The organism is Serratia sp. TSA_130.1, from assembly GCF_052691795.1.
In genome coordinates this window covers 223875-241701 of record NZ_JBQZFS010000003.1, presented here as the reverse complement: position 1 = coordinate 241701, position 17827 = coordinate 223875, and the positions used below count along the sequence as shown (strand labels likewise).

Annotated in this window: 15 protein-coding genes and 1 pseudogene; 6 read left to right on the top strand and 10 right to left on the bottom strand. The window is 61.9% G+C overall.

Going from position 1 to position 17827, the window contains the following annotated elements:
• Window positions 1-100: 100 nt before the first annotated feature.
• Entirely contained in the window at window positions 101-1030 is a 930-nt protein-coding gene (locus ACUTQY_RS14225; protein ID WP_033651382.1) for a LysR family transcriptional regulator, read from the bottom strand.
• A 135-nt stretch (window positions 1031-1165) separates the two neighbouring features.
• Here ACUTQY_RS14225 and ACUTQY_RS14220 point away from each other — a divergent pair, with 135 nt between their 5' ends.
• From ACUTQY_RS14220 to ACUTQY_RS14205, 4 genes are all read left to right on the top strand, one after another.
• Complete coding sequence (locus ACUTQY_RS14220) at window positions 1166-2506, top strand: aspartate aminotransferase family protein (protein WP_046688179.1); 1341 nt, start codon at window positions 1166-1168, stop codon at window positions 2504-2506.
• 10 nt (window positions 2507-2516) lie between these two features.
• Window positions 2517-4025 (top strand): CoA-acylating methylmalonate-semialdehyde dehydrogenase, encoded by a 1509-nt coding sequence (locus ACUTQY_RS14215; RefSeq protein WP_046688178.1) that lies wholly within the window; start codon window positions 2517-2519, stop codon window positions 4023-4025.
• Window positions 4026-4150: 125 nt separating this feature from the next.
• Window positions 4151-5527 (top strand): APC family permease, encoded by a 1377-nt coding sequence (locus ACUTQY_RS14210; RefSeq protein ID WP_033641746.1) that lies wholly within the window; start codon window positions 4151-4153, stop codon window positions 5525-5527.
• Between the two features lie 2 nt (window positions 5528-5529).
• On the top strand, window positions 5530-6639 hold the full coding sequence (locus ACUTQY_RS14205) for a DmpA family aminopeptidase (RefSeq protein ID WP_033651384.1): 1110 nt from the start codon (window positions 5530-5532) through the stop codon (window positions 6637-6639).
• 34 nt (window positions 6640-6673) lie between these two features.
• Here the strand turns inward: ACUTQY_RS14205 and ACUTQY_RS14200 are convergent, their stop codons facing one another.
• From ACUTQY_RS14200 to ACUTQY_RS14180, 5 genes are read right to left on the bottom strand one after another with little or no spacing between them, the layout of a single operon-like run.
• Window positions 6674-7924, bottom strand: coding sequence for a phospholipase D-like domain-containing protein (locus ACUTQY_RS14200; RefSeq protein ID WP_046688176.1), 1251 nt, complete (start codon window positions 7922-7924; stop codon window positions 6674-6676).
• On the bottom strand, window positions 7917-8567 hold the full coding sequence (locus ACUTQY_RS14195; protein WP_016929215.1) for a MotA/TolQ/ExbB proton channel family protein: 651 nt from the start codon (window positions 8565-8567) through the stop codon (window positions 7917-7919). Before ACUTQY_RS14195 ends, ACUTQY_RS14200 begins: the two co-directional genes overlap by 8 nt.
• A 46-nt stretch (window positions 8568-8613) precedes the next feature.
• The gene (locus ACUTQY_RS14190; RefSeq protein ID WP_033641742.1) at window positions 8614-10857 is read right to left on the bottom strand and encodes a TonB-dependent receptor family protein; all 2244 of its coding nucleotides are present in this window, start codon (window positions 10855-10857) and stop codon (window positions 8614-8616) included.
• Between the two features lie 39 nt (window positions 10858-10896).
• On the bottom strand, window positions 10897-11643 hold the full coding sequence (locus ACUTQY_RS14185; protein ID WP_046688175.1) for an energy transducer TonB: 747 nt from the start codon (window positions 11641-11643) through the stop codon (window positions 10897-10899).
• A gap of 1 nt (window position 11644) precedes the next feature.
• Window positions 11645-12052, bottom strand: coding sequence for an ExbD/TolR family protein (locus tag ACUTQY_RS14180; RefSeq protein WP_021504179.1), 408 nt, complete (start codon window positions 12050-12052; stop codon window positions 11645-11647).
• A gap of 542 nt (window positions 12053-12594) precedes the next feature.
• Here ACUTQY_RS14180 and ACUTQY_RS14175 point away from each other — a divergent pair.
• Window positions 12595-12897 (top strand): DUF5862 family protein, encoded by a 303-nt coding sequence (locus tag ACUTQY_RS14175; RefSeq protein WP_004933246.1) that lies wholly within the window; start codon window positions 12595-12597, stop codon window positions 12895-12897.
• A gap of 174 nt (window positions 12898-13071) precedes the next feature.
• On the opposite strand, the pseudogene ACUTQY_RS14170 reads toward ACUTQY_RS14175, so the two are convergent.
• The 3 genes and pseudogenes from ACUTQY_RS14170 to ACUTQY_RS14160 form a co-directional block, all read right to left on the bottom strand.
• Window positions 13072-13989: pseudogene (locus ACUTQY_RS14170) on the bottom strand (L,D-transpeptidase family protein); the annotation flags it as partial.
• A gap of 233 nt (window positions 13990-14222) precedes the next feature.
• Window positions 14223-15098, bottom strand: coding sequence for a helix-turn-helix domain-containing protein (locus ACUTQY_RS14165; protein ID WP_047025153.1), 876 nt, complete (start codon window positions 15096-15098; stop codon window positions 14223-14225).
• A 10-nt stretch (window positions 15099-15108) separates the two neighbouring features.
• A complete protein-coding gene (locus tag ACUTQY_RS14160; RefSeq protein WP_046688173.1) occupies window positions 15109-15486 on the bottom strand; it encodes a hypothetical protein in 378 nt (125 codons plus the stop codon).
• Between the two features lie 120 nt (window positions 15487-15606).
• On the opposite strand from ACUTQY_RS14160, the gene ACUTQY_RS14155 reads away from it, so the two are divergent.
• Complete coding sequence (locus ACUTQY_RS14155) at window positions 15607-16428, top strand: AraC family transcriptional regulator (protein ID WP_046688172.1); 822 nt, start codon at window positions 15607-15609, stop codon at window positions 16426-16428.
• A 36-nt stretch (window positions 16429-16464) separates the two neighbouring features.
• On the opposite strand, the gene ACUTQY_RS14150 is transcribed toward ACUTQY_RS14155, so the two are convergent.
• Window positions 16465-17601: a porin gene (locus tag ACUTQY_RS14150; protein WP_046688171.1), complete on the bottom strand. Its 1137-nt coding sequence runs from the start codon at window positions 17599-17601 to the stop codon at window positions 16465-16467.
• Window positions 17602-17827 lie beyond the last annotated feature (226 nt).

The window sequence follows — 17827 nt, the reverse complement described above, 5'->3', positions numbered from 1 at the left end:
GGAAATGGGCATCATCGGCTGGATCTTCGCCGGCATCGCGGTCGGCATCCTGGTCGGCGCGCTGATCAGAATCTTCGGCAAGAAGAAAGAACAGTAAGCGTCACGCTGTTCCGTGGGCCGCCAGCAGGCACTCATGGAACAGCTTCACCACCCGTTGCGGCACCGGCGAGCGGCGCAGCACGCTGGAGTACTCGCAGTGATAGCGGAACAGCGCCGGTTTGATCGCCCGCATCAGGTTCTGCGCCACAAAAAACGCCGCGTAGTGATCCGGCAAAAAGCCGACGTATTTGCCGGACAGGATCAGCGTGGCGATCGACTCTTGCGCGAACCCCGTCGCCTTGCGATGCAAATGTTGCTGCAGGCTCAGTTCCATATTCGGCGAATGGTAGCCCAATCCGGCGAAAGCATAATTGTGCAGCAGATCCCAATTTAATGTTTCATGGCGGGCGGAAAATAATTCATGCTGCGCACCGCAATATAAGAACATCCTCTCACTGAATAACGAATGATAAGATAAACTTTCCGCACTGCGGTGCATGGGAATAACACCAACCTGAAATTGCCCGTCAATAACGCCACGTTCAATGGTATTAATCGGCTCCACGTACATTTGCAAAGAAACCTCCGGCGCGCGCTCGCTGAATAACGCGATGGCCCGGCCGATCTGCGCCTGCGGATTGCTGACCGTATGGTCGAATATCGCCACGTGCAACTGCCCGCCCATGCGCTGGTGCACCTCATCCACCCCGCGCCGGAACGCCTCGGTGGCCGCCAGCAGGTTGACGGTTTCCTGGTAGATAATCAGCCCCTCGTCGGTGACCGCAAAGCCCTCGCGCCCGCGCTGGCACAGCGTCAGGCCCAGCCGCTGCTCCAGATCCTTGATGTGCTTGCTGATGGTCGACAGGCTGATATTCAGCTCCAGTTCGGCGGCGCTCATGCCGCCGCAGTCGACCACGGCCTTGAATACCCGCAGCAAACGCAGATCCATATCCGACAATTGTCCCAGCAACGCGCGCTTTTTTACTTGCATAAAACCTTAAGTAAGTTTCGACATATGATTATTCACAGTAGAGAACAAGCGGTACATAGTCAATTTCGTACAACAATTCGTTAACAACTCATTTTATTTAATTAATCGCACTTATTTTCCTGCCCGGAGGAAAACATGGCCGCTGAAAATTATTCGCTTAATCGTCTCGATGCCGAAGGGTTAGAAGCCCATTGGATGCCTTTTACCGGCAACCGCAATTTTAAAGCGCAGCCGCGCATCATTACTCAGGCCGCAGGGGCGTATTACACCAGCCACGACGGCAGAAAGATTTTCGACGGCCTGTCCGGATTGTGGTGCTGCGGATTGGGGCACGGCCGGCAGGAAATCACCGACGCCGCCCAGCGCCAGTTGGCGACGCTGGATTACTCGCCGGCGTTTCAGTTCGGCCACCCGCTGTCGTTCGAGCTGGCCAACAAAATCAAGGCGCTGACGCCGGCGGGGCTGGATTACGTGTTCTTCACCGGCTCCGGCTCGGAAGCGGCGGACACCTCGCTGAAAATGGCGCGCGCTTACTGGCGCGCCAAAGGCCAGGCGGGCAAAACCTGCTTTATCGGCCGGGAAAAGGGCTACCACGGCGTTAACTTCGGCGGCATCTCGGTCGGCGGCATCGCCGGCAACCGCAAGGCGTTCGGCGCCGGCGCCGAGGCGGACCATCTGCCGCACACCCTGCTGGCCGGCAACGCCTTTTCGCGCGGCATGCCGCAACAGGGGGCGGAGCTGGCGGAAGAGCTCAACCGCATCATCGCGCTGCGCGACGCTTCGACGATCGCCGCGGTGATCGTCGAACCGTTCTCCGGCTCCGCCGGGGTGATCGTGCCGCCGGTCGGCTATCTGCAGCGCCTGCGCGAGATCTGTACCCAGCATGACATTCTGCTGATCTTCGACGAAGTGATCACCGCCTTCGGCCGCTGCGGCGCGATGACCGGCGCCGAGGCGTTCGGCGTCACGCCGGACATCATGAACATCGCCAAACAGGTGACCAACGGCGCGCAGCCGATGGGCGCAGTGGTGGTGCGGCCGGAGATCTACCACACCTTCATGAACGGCGGCGAGCCGGACTACCAGCTCGAATTCCCGCACGGTTACACCTACTCCGCCCATCCGGTCAGCTGCGCGGTGGCGCTGGCGACGCTGGACATCCTGCAGCGCGAACAAATGGTGGAGCGCGTACAGGCGCTGGCGCCCTACTTCGAGCGCGCGGTGCACAGCCTGCAGGGGGCCAAACACGTCGCCGACATTCGCAATATCGGCCTGGCGGCCGGCATCACGCTGGCGGCGCGGCCCGGCGAACCGGCGCGGCGGCCCTTCGAAGCGGCGATGCGCTGCTGGGAAAGCGGGTTTTACGTGCGCTACGGCGGCGACACCCTGCAACTGGCGCCGCCGTTCATCAGCAGCGAAGCGCAGATCGATGCGCTGATCAACGCCGTCGGCGATGCCCTCAACGCCACCGAATAAGGAGCGAACCATGACCATTACCCATTGGATCAACGGCGAACCCGCCGCCGGCGGCGAACGCAGCCAGCCGGTTTACGACCCGGCCACCGGCCAATCGGCGCAGGAGGTGCTGCTGGCCGATCGCGCCACGGTGGAGCGCGCCATCGCCGCCGCCGAGCAGGCTTATCCCGCCTGGCGCGACACGCCGCCGCTGAAGCGCGCGCGCATCATGATGAAGCTCAAGGATCTGCTGGAGCAGCACGCCGACGCCATCTGCCAATTGATCACCGCCGAGCACGGCAAAGTGCTCAGCGACGCCCTGGGCGAACTGCAACGCGGCATCGAGAATATCGAATACGCCGGCTATGTGCCGGAACTGCTGAAAGGCGAACACAGCAAAGAGGCGGGCCCGGGCATCGACAGCTGGAGCGAGTTTCAACCGCTCGGGGTGGTAGCGGGCATCACCCCGTTCAACTTCCCGGCGATGGTGCCGCTGTGGATGTGGCCGATGGCGGTCGCCTGCGGCAATACCTTCGTGCTGAAGCCTTCCGAGCGCGTCCCTTCCGCCGCGCTGTATATCGCGCGGCTGGCGGCGGAGGCCGGGCTGCCGCCGGGGGTGCTCAACGTGGTCAACGGCGATCGCGAAGCGGTGGAGACGCTGCTGCATGACGGACGCGTGAAGGCGATAAGCTTCGTCGGTTCGACGCCGGTCGCGGAACACATCTATCACACCGGTTGCGGCCAGAACAAACGGGTGCAGGCGCTGGGCGGCGCCAAAAACCACGCGGTGGTGCTGCCGGACGCCGATATCCCCGGCGCGGTCGGCGCGCTGATGGGCGCGGCGTTCGGCTCCTGCGGCCAGCGCTGCATGGCCATCCCGCTGGTGGTCGCGGTGGGCGACGGCACCGCCGACGCGCTGATCGCCGGGCTGCGGCAACAGATGGCCGCCATGCGCGTCGGCCCCGGCAGCGACAACCGCAACGAAATGGGGCCGCTGGTGACTCAACAGCATTATCAGAAGGTGAAAGGCTATATCGATCAGGGCGTGGCCGAAGGCGCCGAGCTGCTGGTGGACGGCCGCGAACTGCGCGTGACGGACGCCGACGGCCGCCCCAGCCAGGGGTATTTCCTCGGCCCGACGCTGTTCGACCGCGTGACGCCCGGCATGCGCATCTATCAGGAGGAGATCTTCGGCCCGGTGCTCGGCGTGGTGCGCGCGGCGTCGCTGCAGGAGGCGATGGCCTTGATCGACGCCCATGAATACGGCAACGGCACCTGTCTGTTTACCCGTGACGGTGAAGCGGCGCGCTACTTCTCCAGCCGCATTCAAGTCGGCATGGTGGGGATCAACGTGGCGCTGCCGGTGCCGGTGGCCTACCACTCGTTCGGCGGCTGGAAGCGCTCGCTGTTCGGCGATCTGCACGCCTACGGCCCGGACGCGGTCAGGTTCTACACCAAACGCAAGACCGTGACCCAGCGCTGGCCGGCCTCCGGCGATGCCCGCCGCGCCAGCTTCAGCTTCCCGTCGGGGCAGGGGTAACACATAAGAACAATAAACTTCCGGGGAGCAACGCTCCCCGGCATTTAGCGCGCTCCATTTGATTTCTGCGTACAGCCTGTGCAGCAAAACAATTACTCACTCACACGTTAATGGAGTCGTTAACCATGAAAGAGTCCGCCCCTGAACACACTTTCAAAGGCAATCTCAGCGTCCTCGACGTGGTGATGATTACCGCTTCCGGCGTGACGCCGGCCAGCTCGATCTTCGTCATCGCGCCGCTGGCGATCGCCAGCGCCGGCAGCGGCGCCTTTCTGTCGTTTCTGATCGCCGCCTGCGTCGCCGCCACCATCGCGCTGTGCTATGCCGAGCTCGGCGCCGCGCACCCCAGCGCCGGCGGCGAATACAGCATCATCAAACGCCTGTTCGGCACCCTGTGCGGGTTGCAGACCTATCTGTTTATTCTCAGCGCCGCGCTGTTCGTGCCGGCGGTGCTGGCCACCGGCGCCGTGCCCTATCTGAATACCGCGCTGGGCACCTCATTCGACGCCTCGACCGCCGGCATGATCACCGTGCTGATCGGCGGCGCCTGCGCCATTTTCAACATCAAGGCCAACGCCCTGCTGACCGGCGCCTTTCTGGTGGTGGAAGTGGCGGTGCTGGCGCTGATCGCCTGGCTCGGTTTCAGCCATCCGCATCAAAGCGCGGAGATCCTCACCGCGCCGGTGATGCTGGACGCGCAGGGCAGCCTGGCGCCGGTTTCGCTGCCGCTGATCGTCGCCATGGTCGGGGTCGCGCTGTTCTCCTACAACGGCTACGGCGCGGCGGTGTACATGGCGGAAGATATGCGCGAGCAGGGCAAACCGATGGCGGTCGCGATCATGCTGACGCTGGTCATCGTGGTGCTGGTGGAACTGGTGCCGTTCACCGCCCTGCTGATCGGCTCGCCGTCGCTGGCGGAGATGGCCAAACAGGCCGATCCGGTCGGTTATGTGGTCACCCAGCTCGGCGGCCCGACGCTGGCGCGGGTGGTGAGCGGCGCGATCTACCTGTCGGTATTCAACGCCATCATCGCCATCGTGGCGCAGTTCAGCCGCATGATGTTCGCCAGCGGGCGCGACGGCTTCTGGCTGCCGACGTTCAACCGCGCGCTGAAAATCATCCACCCGCGCTTCGGCACCCCCTGGATCGCCACCCTGCTGTTCGGCGTTCCCTCGGCGCTGCTGGCGTTTTGCTCCGACCTCGAATCGCTGACCTCATTCACCGTGATCCTGCTGCTGCTGGTGTACATCATCATGGCGGTGGCGGCGCTGATCAGCCGCCGTCGACGCCACTTCCATCACCCGTACCTGATGCCGCTGTGGCCGCTGCCGGTGGCGGCGGCGCTGCTGTGCTGCCTGTACGTGCTGTGGACGATTTTGATCGCCAGCAGCCTGAAAGACTTTATTATCATTGCCGGCATCATCGGCTTCGGGCTGGCGCTGAACCACTTGCGCGGCCGCCAGACGGCGCCCCTCGCCACCCCCTCAATAGAAGGAGAATAACCATGACGCAGCGCGCTCAGGATCTGGGCATCACCATCGGCCAGGGCACGCCCGGCCCGCTGAACGCCATCACCGACGTGCCCGGCGTGCGCGTCGGCCATGCCAGCCTTCATGCCGATTTGGCGGACGGGCGCAGCGTGCGCACCGGCGTGACGGTGATCGAACCGCGCCCCGGCTCCGCTCGCCACGCGCCCTGCTTCGCCGGCGTGCACGTGCTGAACGGCAACGGCGACGCCACCGGCCTGGAATGGGTGCGAGAAGCGGGCCTGTTGACCAGCCCGATCGCCTTCACCAACACCCACAGCGTGGGGGTAGTGCGCGATGCGCTGATCGCGCTGGAGCGTGAAACGCTGCCCGCGAGCGACAACGCGGTGTACTGGAATATGCCGGTGGTGATGGAAACCTTCGATGGCCTGCTCAACGACATCAACGGCTTTCACGTCAAGGCCGAGCACGTACGACAGGCGCAGCAGGCGGCCCGAGGCGGCTTGCCGCATGAAGGCGCGGTCGGCGGCGGCAGCGGCATGATCTGTCATGAGTTCAAGGGCGGCAGCGGCACCGCATCGCGCCGCTTGCCCGCCGATCAAGGCGGCTGGACGGTGGGCGCCATCGTGCAGGCCAACCACGGCAAGCGCGAGTCGCTGCTGGTCGGCGGTTACCCGGTGGGCCGCCACCTGGGGCATATCCCCTCGCCGTTCACGCCTCAGTTGCCGCATCCCGGCATGGGCTCCATTGTGGTGGCGCTGGCGACCGACGCGCCGCTGCTGCCGCACCAGTGCGCGCGGCTGGCGCAGCGCGCCAGCATCGGCATCGCCCGCACCGGCGGCGGCACCGAGGATTCGAGCGGCGATATCTTTATCGCCTTCGCCACCGGCAACGACGGCCTGCCGCCCGCTGACTACGCCAATAAAGGCGATTTCACCACGCCGCTGCGCATGGTGAACAACGACTACATTTCGGCGCTGTTCGCCGCGGCGGCGGAAGCGGTGGAAGAGGCGATCGTCAATGCGCTGCTGGCGGCCAATACCGTCAGCGGCAACGGCCATCGGGCGGAAGGATTGAGCGCCGAACAGCTGGTGACGGCGCTGGAGAAGGCCGGCTGGCGGCGGTAAACAACGCGGGGCGCGGGTTAACGCGCCCTGATTATCAGGATTCGCCGCCCGGTTTGGGCGTCGGGTAATCGTAATCCAGCTTCAACGGCTCGGCGTAGACGCTGTCCCACAGCTGTTGGTACAGCCTGTCCAACCGCCCGCTCATCGCCGCGCTGTGCAGCACCAACTCCAGATTGCGCGAGTTGTCCAGATAGCCGCCGGTCCAGTTGCTGGTGCCCACCCAGGCAATCTCATCGTCGATGGTCATCAGCTTGCTGTGGATCACCCGGGCAAACGGAATGAAGCCGCTGCTGGCCGGCGGAATGGTCACCACCTTGATCTGCACGTTCGGCACCAGCGCCAGGCTCTTCAGCCAGGCGATATCCGGCTTTTTGGTGTTCCAGTTGGCTACCATCAACTCGATCTGCACGCCGCGCGCCGCCGCGCCGCGCAGCGCGTTGTCGATCACCGCGTAGAAGGGGCGGCTGCGCTCCGGGCCAAACGACAGCGGCGCGTAATCCATTACCTGCACCCGCACCCGCCGTTTGGCGTCGGCCAGCAGACGCGGCAGCTCGGCCTGCGAATCGAGCACGCCCGCCGGGTTGTAGGCGCGCGGGCTGGCCACCAGATAGTTGCCCTGCGGGGGCGCCGTCGGCGGCGAATCGGGCAGCGCCGGCACCGGCTTATCCTGCGCCAGCAGCGCCTGCGCCCGCCAGTCCTGTTCGAAGATCGCCTGGATCTGCCCTACTACCCTGGCGTCGCTGATGCGCAGCCCGGTTTCGTGAATGTGTTCCAGCGCGCGCCAGTCGAAGTTCTGGCTGCCGACGAACGCCTGCTCGCCGTCCACCAGCAGATACTTGGCATGCAGAATGCCGCCGCTCAGCTTCTGGTATGGGATGATGCGCAGCTCCAGATTGGGGATCGCCTTCAGCCGTTCCAGCGTCTCGGCGGTGGAGAGGCGAATGCCCTTCTCTTCCAGCAAAAAGCGGATTTTCACCCCGCGTTCGCCGGCCGACTTCAGGTGCTGCAGCACGCCGTCCAGCAGCGAACCGTCCTGATTCGCCACGTAGAACTGCCCCAGATCGATGCGGGTTTTCGCCGCGTCGAACATCTCGCGCCATACTTCGGCGGTGTTGCGCAGGTCGTCGGCCTGCAGCGCGGTTTCCACCGGCGCGGTGTACACCAGCTCGTAACCGGGAATAGCAAAACGCGCCGCAGCGCTCTGGCTCAACATCAACAAACAACCGCTCCACAATGCCGTATAAAGGCGGCCTCTCGGCCGCCGTACTGGATGGCCATTAGGCATAGCGCGGCGCTCCGCTGTCAACCCATTGTTCGCCGCTGCCGCTCTCCGGACGGCTGGCCGGTTGACCGGCGCGGATCAGCAGCACCTTCAGCAGTTCGTTGATGCGCTCCATGCGGCTCTGCAGGAAATTGTTGGCCACCAGGCACAGCAGCGCGATGGCGATGCCCAGCCCGGTGGCGTACAGCGCGGTGCCCATGCCGGCCGACACCAGACTCGGCTCGGACACCCCCGAGGCGGCCAGCGCCTTGAAGGTTTCGATGATCCCCATCACCGTGCCCAGCAGCCCCAGCAGCGGCGCGGCGGTGACCACGGTTTCCAGCAGCCACAGGCCGCGCGCCATCGGCGGCTTGCTCAGCAGGTACTGGGCGTCGATCAGATCGCCGATCGCCTCACGGTCGCCGGCGCGGTGCTTCTGCGCCAATACCGGCGCGATCACCGCCATCGGCAGGCTGTTGCGCTGCGTCAGCGCGTCGGGCAGATCGGCGGCGCGGCGCACCTCCGGCGTCAGCGCCTGCTCCAGCCTGCGCGCCTGGCGCTGGGTATAGGCGAAGTACAGCGTACGTTCGATGATGATCACCAGCGCGATCGCCAGCGCGGCGTACATCACGTAGAAAATAATGTCGTGCAACAGATTGGCGTCCATACAGGGTTCCTCTTCCCCGCCGCCGGGCAGACGGCGGGGCATTCAGTTAAAAGGTGGCTTCCAGCGAGACGCTGAAGGTGCGTTCTTCGCCGACGTTGTAATACGGGGTGCTGGCCTTCACGCCGCCGTAGGGCGCCGCGTTGAAGGTGGTGGTGCGCACCGAGGTCAGGTATTCCTTGTCAAACAGGTTGCTGATGCCAAAACGCAGCGCGGCGCTTTTGACGATTTTCTTGTCCACCGGCAGATGCACCCCCGCCGCCAGATCGAACACCGTGCGCCCGCCGATCTTCTCGTCGTTGGTCAGATCGCCATAGAACGCGCTGACGTACTTGCCGCTGACGCTGCCGTAGTACAGGCCGTCGTCATAACCCAGCGTCATGTTCAGCAGGTTTTTCGGCACGTTCGGCACCTCTTTGCCGGAGGTCGGCAGCGGCAACCCGCCGTTGCTGACGATGTCGCTCTTCTGCTTCGATTGGGTATAGGTATAGGAGGTGTAGTAGTTGAAGTTATGCGGCAGTTGGCCGCTCCACTCCAGCTCCAGCCCTTTGTTCTCCACGTTGCCGATGTTCATCATCTCGTAGTCGCCGGCCGCGTTGGTGGTGGAGATCTGGCGATCGCTGTAGCGCATGTAGAACAGCGTGGCGCTCAGCAGCATGTCTTCCTGTTGGAAGCGCCAGCCCAGCTCGTGGTTCCAGCTCAGCTCCGGCTTGGTGCTGAGCGAATCGCCGACGTTGTACAGCACATAGTTCGGCGGCGTGCGCATGTTGCGCGTCAGGTTGTAGAACACCTGGTTTTCCTGGTTCACCTTATAGCTGGCGCTGAAGTTCGGCAGGAATTCATGATAGGTGGCTTTGCGTTTCTCCGGCGCGTTGTACAGGCTGCCGCGATTGTCCCCTTTACGTTCCACGTACTGATAGGCCAGGCCGCCGACGAAAGTCCAGTCCGGCGTGGCGAACCAGGTATCCTGCAGCCACACCTTCTGCGCCGGGGTGATGGTGTACTGGTTGCGCCCCTGAACGGTGTTGCCGTTGGCGTCCTTCACCTGATCGGAACCGCCCGGCGGCCCCCAAATCTGCGACGGGTTGCCGTCGCCCTTGATGCTGATGAACGGCTGGGTCTGCAGCTGGCGCGCGCGCTCATACCAGTAACCGATATCCAGACTGTGCTGATCGTTGATGTCCCACTTTAGCTTGGTGGTGATGCCCGGCCGCCAGGTCTGCGTCCACGACGGGCGGTAGTAGGTGTTGGATTTCAGGTTGCTGAGATTGTACTGCCCTGCCCTGTCCGATGTGCTGGACAATACCGACGCGGTTTGACCGTTGAAGCTGCCGCCGTTGCCCCAGTAGTAATACGGTTGCAGGGTCAGCGACAGGTTGTCGCGCAGCTGCAGCTTCTGGGTGAACGACAGCGTGAAGTTCTCGAACGGGTTGCGCTCGAGCTTGTAATACTTGTTCAACTGTCCGCGGCTGTTGTACTCCGGCGTGGTGGCATAGTCGGTGTCGCGGCCGTCGTTTTGGAACTGCGCCTTGCTCAGGGTGTTGTAGTTGGTGTTGTTCTGGCGGTTGTACTTCATCACCAGATTGCTGCTGTTGCCGTTGCCGTCTTCGTACAGCGAGTTCATCTCGAACTTGTCGGAGTACAGCCGCCCCTCGCCGCGCCACTTCTTCGCCTCGGTGTGCGAATAGGAGAGCCAGTTGCTGAAGCCGTTGTACTCGCCGGTGTCCAGGCGGGCGAAGGTTTTGCTCAGGCTGTTGCTGCCCAGCGTTTGCTTGACGAAACCGCCGAAGTCTTTCGCCGGGCGGCGCGTTACCAGGCCGATGTTGCCGCCGCTGGAGCCGATATGCGGGCCGTCCGCTTCGGAAGAGCCCTGGGTGACGAACACCTCTTCCAGGTTCTCCGCATCGCCCAGCAGGTTCGGGTATACCGCGTAGTTGCCGGAGTCGTTGATCGGGATGCCGTCCATCGACAGGCCGATCTGATCCGAGTTCATGCCGCGCATGGTGTAGTCCACGCCGCTCAGGCCGCTGGCGTCATTGCTGTTGACGTTGAGGCCCGGCGTGAACTTCAGCTTGTCGATGGCGTTGGCCGCCGACGGCATTTTGTCCATTGCTTCTTTGGTGACGGTGGAGCGCGCCTTGGCGCTGTCGTCCTGCACCATCATGCCGCCGCCGAGCGACTGCCCCTTGACGCTGATGGTGCCAACGTCGGTGCCGTCGGCCGCCAGCGCGGCGCCCGGCAGCATCGCCGACATCACCGCCAGATAGATCCCAGAACGATTGAACGATTTCATGGTGTGCATCCCTTAAAAATCAAACGATTAACCCTTGCGCTAAGGCGCCTGATAATTGAACGTCGCGGTAAATCTTTTGGTTGTTTGCCCGGCGAACGCGTCGCTCGGGAATGGCTTTACTGAACTGATGCTTTGCAGGCTGCTCATCGCCGCGCGATTCAGCAGCATGCTGGCGGCTTTGTTGGCGATGCCGGAAGAGACCACCCGCCCGCTGCGATCGACCTCCAGCCATACCTCGACGTTGCCCTGCGGGCGCTCGAGGGAGGCCTGACGGCCGGTCGGGTAGCGCTTGCGCTGTTCCAGTTCGCGGCGCAAGGCCAGCAGATAGCCGTTTTCAATCGCCTGCGCATTCACCTTCGGCGCCGCCGGGGCGGCCGGTGCGGGTTGCGCCGCCGGTTTACTGACCGGCGCGCGCGGCGCGGCGGGCGCCGGCGTCGGTTTAGGCTTTTCCACCGGTTTGGCTTTCTCTTTCACCGGCTTGGGTTTGGGCTTCGGTTGCGGTTTCGGCACCGGCTTGGCTTCCACGATCGGTTCCGGCGCCGGCACCACCGGTTCGGGGATCGGCTCCGGCTCGGGCGGCGGCGGTTCGGGCTGGGGGTCCGGCGGCGTTTGCGGTTGAGGTTCAGGCGCCGGTTCAGGCTCCACCAGCGCCAGTTCGATGGCGGTTTCGTCGTAGCGCGGCTGGATCTTCAGCGCCGCCTGCTGGCTGGCGAACAACAGGCAGCCGGCGACAATCAGCGCCGGCAACCAGCTGAAAAGATGACGTGAGCGATAGAGCAGATACATGTCACAGCTTCCGTGTCGCGATGGAGACGGAGAAGAAACCGCCCTGGCGCAGGTTATCCATGACCGCCACCAGCCGCTCGACCGCCACGCCTTTGTCGCTGTTGACGATGATGGTGGTGGTCTGGTTGGCCTGCTGCTGTTGCTTGAGCGTCGTGACCAACGCGTCGAGCGCGATCGGCTGGCCATCCAGCTGCAGCTGTTCGTCGGCCCCCAGCGTGATAATCGCTTTCTTCTGCGGTTTCAGCTGTTGCGCGCTGCCGGCGGACGGCAGCTGCGTTTTCAACCCGAGCGCCGGAATGACGTTCAGGCTGATCAAGACGAAAAACACCAATAAAAACATCATCACGTCGATCATCGGGATCAGTTCGATGTGCGCTTTGTTCTTTTTCGGTTCGTTCCAGTTACGCATGACACTCCCTCACAAAAGCGAAGCAGCCAATATAGGAGGGGTTTGTTTACCTTTTGTTACGCTTGTGTGATCTTATTTTCACAGTGCGGATTTTTTGCGAGAATTTTTTCAATGGCAGGCGATAACGAAGAAGATATAACTTATTAATTAGCTATAGTTTTTAATGGAATAATCACAGGACGGACGCACTCGCCTAACGGGTAGCAGAGCCTGAAATGTGAAAATAGTGACAGCCGCACCGGGCCCAGGGCAACGACGAGAAGAAATCGCCTCAGCCCGTCCGCAATAAGGGCATTATGATGCTTTCCACCGCTGCCTCCAGTGATATCACCTTTTTTAGCCAAGAAGATTCTCAATTCCCGTCATAAAAATATCGACAGAAAATAAATACTCGCATATATAACCAAACAATATTCCACGTTGGATATATTATTGCCAACGGCTTATCAGCTGTTATATTTTTAAATTGAAATAGCGCGTCAGCGTTATTTTCGGTATTAATTAAACTCACTAAGTCACCCTTTTATTTATAAGGATTGTATATGAAAGTACTTAGTCAATATGAAGAGCAGTACGTTAGCGGTGGCGATCTGAACGCGGCCTGGGATGGGTTGCTGGACGGCGCTATGACCGGCGCGCTGATTGCAGGCAAATCCGCAGGGGCCGGCGGCTTTATTGCCGGCGCCGTCGGCCAACTGGTCGGTACCATTATCGGCGGCGTCGCAGGCGGCGTGGGGCTGGGGCTGTATGGCCTGACGCATACGCAGCAGGAAGTGGCGGACTACGCAAAACATTTCCGCGAAACTATCGGCTCCACCTCGACCTCGGTCGGCGGCAGCCTGTAATAGAAATAAAATGGCCGCCGGCACGGCGGCTATTTTATTTCTGACGCGCGGGGAATAAAAAAACCGTTAATCCCGGAGACGCGCCGGCGCAAATATCCTGACAGCACTTCGGTTCATAAAAAAAGACGCCCGCAGGCGTCTTCTTGGTATTGTCACTGAAGCCCGAGGCGATCAGTTCACTTTCACCGGCATACCGGAACGGGCCTTGATCGCCGCATCCACTTCGCTCTGGTTGACGCCGGCGTCCATCAGCACTTTGCCGACCGGCGCGGAAATGGTCAGCGGCACCGGATCCTTGGATTGCAGCTGCTCTTCGTTGGCCGACAGCGGGTTGTGCACTTCCACGTAGCGCGAGCCGTCCGGTTCGACGGTGGCCTTCATCGGTTCGTTGATGAACTGCACGCGGGTGCCGACCGGCACGTTCTGGAACAGGTACTTGATGTCGTCGGCGCGCAGACGCACGCAGCCGTGGCTCACGCGCAGGCCGATGCCGAAGTTGGCGTTGGTGCCGTGAATGGCATACAGGCGGCCAACATACAGCGCATACAGCCCCATCGGGTTATCCGGGCCGGCCGGGAACACCGCAGGCAGGATCTCGCCGTCAGCCGCGTATTCGGCGCGCATTTTGGCGGTCGGCGTCCAGGTTGGGCCGTCTTTCTTGCGCTGCACGGTGGTGGTCCAGTTCAGCGGGGTGTCTTTACCCAGCTGGCCGATACCGATCGGCAACACCACGACGGTGTTGGAACCTTTCGGGTAGTAGTACAGACGCATTTCGGCGCTGTTGATGATGATGCCTTCACGCGGCGCGTCCGGCAGGATCAGCTGTTGCGGGATGGTCAGGGTGCTGCCGGCCTTCGGCAGGAACGGATCCACGCCCGGGTTGGCCTCCAGCATGTTGCTCAGCCCCATCTGATACTGGGCGGCGAAGCTCTCCAGCGGCAGTTTGCTGTCTTCCGGTACGGTGATTTGGATATTTTCGCCCACCAAACGGCTGTCTTTTGGCGGCAGCGGGTAGACGACGGCGAAGGCAGCCTGGCTGAATACAACCAGTGCCGTAAACAGGGTTAATAACGCGCGAATGCTCATTTTCATCTTCGTGTTGGTCAAGGCCACTGGCGATTATGGGTATTGGTTTCTACGGCCACTTTGCCCCGTTGAATTTCAGCCGGCAGCCAACGGCGCTGCGGCCTGAAAAACCAGGGGGGATTTGACCGGATGCGCATTATATGTGCACATCAATCAAAGTGTGAACCATTACCGATGTAATATCGCAATTTTTTGTAACCTGACGCGCCACGAAGGCGATTTTCTGCGAGAACCGCCGCCTAACTGGCGGCGGCCAGCGCCTCCGCCCGCCGAATGGGGATCAGATATTCACAGCGGATCGCCGCGCCGCCAAGCGGGCAACTGCCCTCCTGCGCCGGGTAGAACCGCTCGATATCCTGCCCTGGCCGGCGGATGGCGTTCATCTGCGGCATGGCGGTGTCATACAGCCGGACAATAAAGTTTTGTAACCCTTCCGCCTGCCCCTGATAGGTGAAACGGGCGTATTCCCCCTGTTCGATGGTCACCCGTTCCCCCACCGCCCCTTCGTCCGGCAAAGCGGCGGTATACGCCATGCGCGGGCAGCCCCGACGCTGCCGGTCGATCTCCAGGCTGGTAAGGCCATACATCACCTCGGGCAGCGTCTGCGGCCGCAGCAGTTGCCGCCAGGCATGGCGACGCAGCTCGCATTTGGAAGCCGCCAACTGCCCCAGCGTAAAGCTGCGGCGTTGCGTGTTGCCCACCAGCTGCATGGCGGGCAGCGTCACGATGTCGGCCTGCGGCAGCGGCGCTTCGGTCAGCCGCAGCGGCGGCTGCAGACCGTAGCTCGACCAATCCTGGCTGCGACGATAGCTGGCCGGCGGCAGACCAAACTGCTTGCGGAAGCAGCGGGTGAAGGTCTGCTGCGAATCGAACTGGTACGTATCGGCGATACAGGCCACGCTGGTGCCGGTCAGGCGCAGTTCGCGCGCGGCGGCGGTCAACCTTCTGCGGCGGGCGTACGTGCCGAGGATATGGCCGGTGTGCTGCTTGAACATCCGCTGCAAATGCCACTTGGAATAGCCGGATTTGGCGGCGATGTCGTCCAGCGTCAGCGGCTGATCCAGGCTCTGCTCGATCCAGGCCAGCAGCTGCTCAATCACCTGTTGCTGGTGCATGGTGTTCCCCTTATTTGCTCAGTAATGTCAGCGCCAACATCCGGCCTGCGGCTTCATCGGCGGCCACCAGTATCGGATAGCCCCAGAATTTGGCGCCGTATTCGGCGAATGCTTCCGCCGCCACGCGTTTGGCGTCGTCCGGTTCCAGCATGATCATGCCTTTCGCCCACCGCTTCAGCGCCGCGCGGTTATCGCGCTTCCACAGCGCCACCTGAGTGCGGGCGTCGCGATCGTGCTCTTCACCTTCATCGCCGACGCTGCGATCGGTCATCAGGACGAAAGGCTCGGCGCGCGCCAGCAGCGCGCTGAATTCAGCCAGCTCGGCCTGGGTATCGCGCCCGTTTCGGCGCATCCACACCAGCGGAAAATCGGCGGTATCGAGTGACATAATCAGTTTCCTCGCGAAAGGGTTTAGGACTGGCGCTTACTTTATCGGCACCGGCGCTAGACCACATTGCGCAATCAGGACATAATACTTTTCAATTCCGCCAAATTGAGAATTGTTCTCATGAAAGTCCAGATCCCACGCCGCAATATCGATATCGATCAGGTGCCGCGCCCGCTGTTCGCCGTGCAGAGTTCCACCATCGAGCAGGACTGGGAAGTCGAGCCGCATCGTCATCAAAAGGCGCAGCTGATCTATACCGTGCGCGGCATGATCCGCTGCGAAGTGGAAAACGGCCTGTGGCTGGTGCCGCCGCAGTGCGCGCTGTGGATGCCGGGCAACGTGTTGCACAACGCCCAGGGCGCCGGCTCGACCGAGGCTTACTGCCTGTTCGTCGATCAACACGTCGTCGCCGGCTTGCCGCAGAGTTGCTGCACGCTGTCGGTCTCGCCGCTGCTGCGCGAACTGCTGCTGCAGGCCACCACCTTCGAACCGCTCTACGACGAACAGGGCGCCGAAGGGCGCCTGACGGCGGTGTTGCTGGATCAGCTGGTGGCCGCGCCGATCGAGAATCTGCATCTGCCGGTATCCGACGATGCGCGCATACGACAGTTGACCGAAGGCATGCTGAGCTGCCCGGCGGACAAATCCACCCTCGGCCAGTGGGCGCAGCGCATCGGCATGAGCGAGCGCTCCCTCAGCCGCACGCTGCAACAGCAGATGGGCATGAGCTTCGGCCACTGGCGGCGTCAGCTGCACGTGATGCTGGCGCTGCAGCGCTTGACGCAGGGCGAGAGCGTACAGACGGTGGCGCTGGATCTGGGTTACGAGAGCGCCAGCGGCTTCGTCACCATGTTCAGAAAGGCGGTGGGCAAACCGCCGGCGCGCTACCTGGCGGAACGCAACGCCGCCGGGCAATCTCCGGGCGGTGCGATCAGCATGTGAACGGCCGGCACCCGCGCCGGCCTGGCAAGAGGCGGATCAGAAGTCGTAGAACACCGTTATCCAGGTGGAATCCGGCTCGTTGTCGCTGCTGTTGGCCAGCGTGCGCTCCACATACACCGACAGACCGTAACCGATGGTGGTGCCCGCGCCGAGGTAGACGTGGTTGGCGTGATACGCCTCGTCTCCTTTCAGCCGCAGCGAGTCCGCCGCGACGTAAGGCTGAACGGATTTGAGGAACGGCTTGTCGATATTGAAGGTGTAACCGACGAAGCCTTCCAGCCCGTAGCCGTCGCCGGCGAAGAAGTGCGACAGCGTGCGCTGGCGGGTGCTCGGCACATAGTCTTTGTAATAGCTGGCGGTGCCGACGATGTACCAGTTGTTCGGCTGCCAGGTCAACGCGGTGCCGGACAGCTGCTGGTGATAATCCTTTTCGTTGTACAGATTATCTTTGATCTTCGCGTCGGTATAACTGTAGGCGGCGCTGAAGGTGAAATCCTTCGTCACCTTATAATCGAAGCCCAGCCCGCCACCGCCCTTGCGGCGGTAAATCAGGTTATCCGCGGTGTGCAGATCGTCTTCCGGCAATAAATAGTTGGCGTACAGCGTTACCGGCCCGAAATCATTGGTGTATTTGATGCTGTTTTTCGGTTTATTGCCGCCGTCATAATCGCCGGAAATACCGATGCCGGTGCCGCCCGCGTGGCCGTCGTTATCCCAGACGTCGCTTTTGATGCCGACCACGGAATAATAGATGCCGTACTGGTGGCCATAGGTCAGGGTGCCGTAACGATCGTCCTTGAAACCGGCGTACAGCTGGCGCTGATAGTCGCGTTTGCCGTCCTCATTGTAGTGCCCGTCCCAGCTGAGCGCGTGCGCCAGATCGACGCCCCACTCGTAATAGCCGATGATCGAGGTGTCCTGCGTCAGCGCATAGTCGCCGCTGAAGCGAAAACGCGTGCCGCCGTCGTGACCGTTTTTGTCATAGCCCGGCTCCGGGCCGTTATTGAAGATCCACTCGGGGCGAATGCTGCCGCCCACCTTTAAACTGAGCGGCGCCAGCAACACATTGCTCTGCGGGTTTTTATCCAGAATGGTGATCTCGGCCTGTGCGCCGGCGGATAACGCCGACAGCAAGACGCCGCCAATGAATATTGGCGTTGTATTCTTTCTCATTATTACCCCTGCCCGAAAAAATTATTGTTATAAACACGGTGGTCTTAAGCCACGCGGAAATAATTACCCGATGTCAACAGCGCACGCAAGATATAAAAATTCACGTCATAATCTGCCATTATTTCAGGTTGGGCTTATTTTCAGCAGAAACGTGTTCACCTGTAACACGGAGAAAAATAATGTAATAACCGCAGCACGAAATAAACCAATCCGCATCTTTTACCCA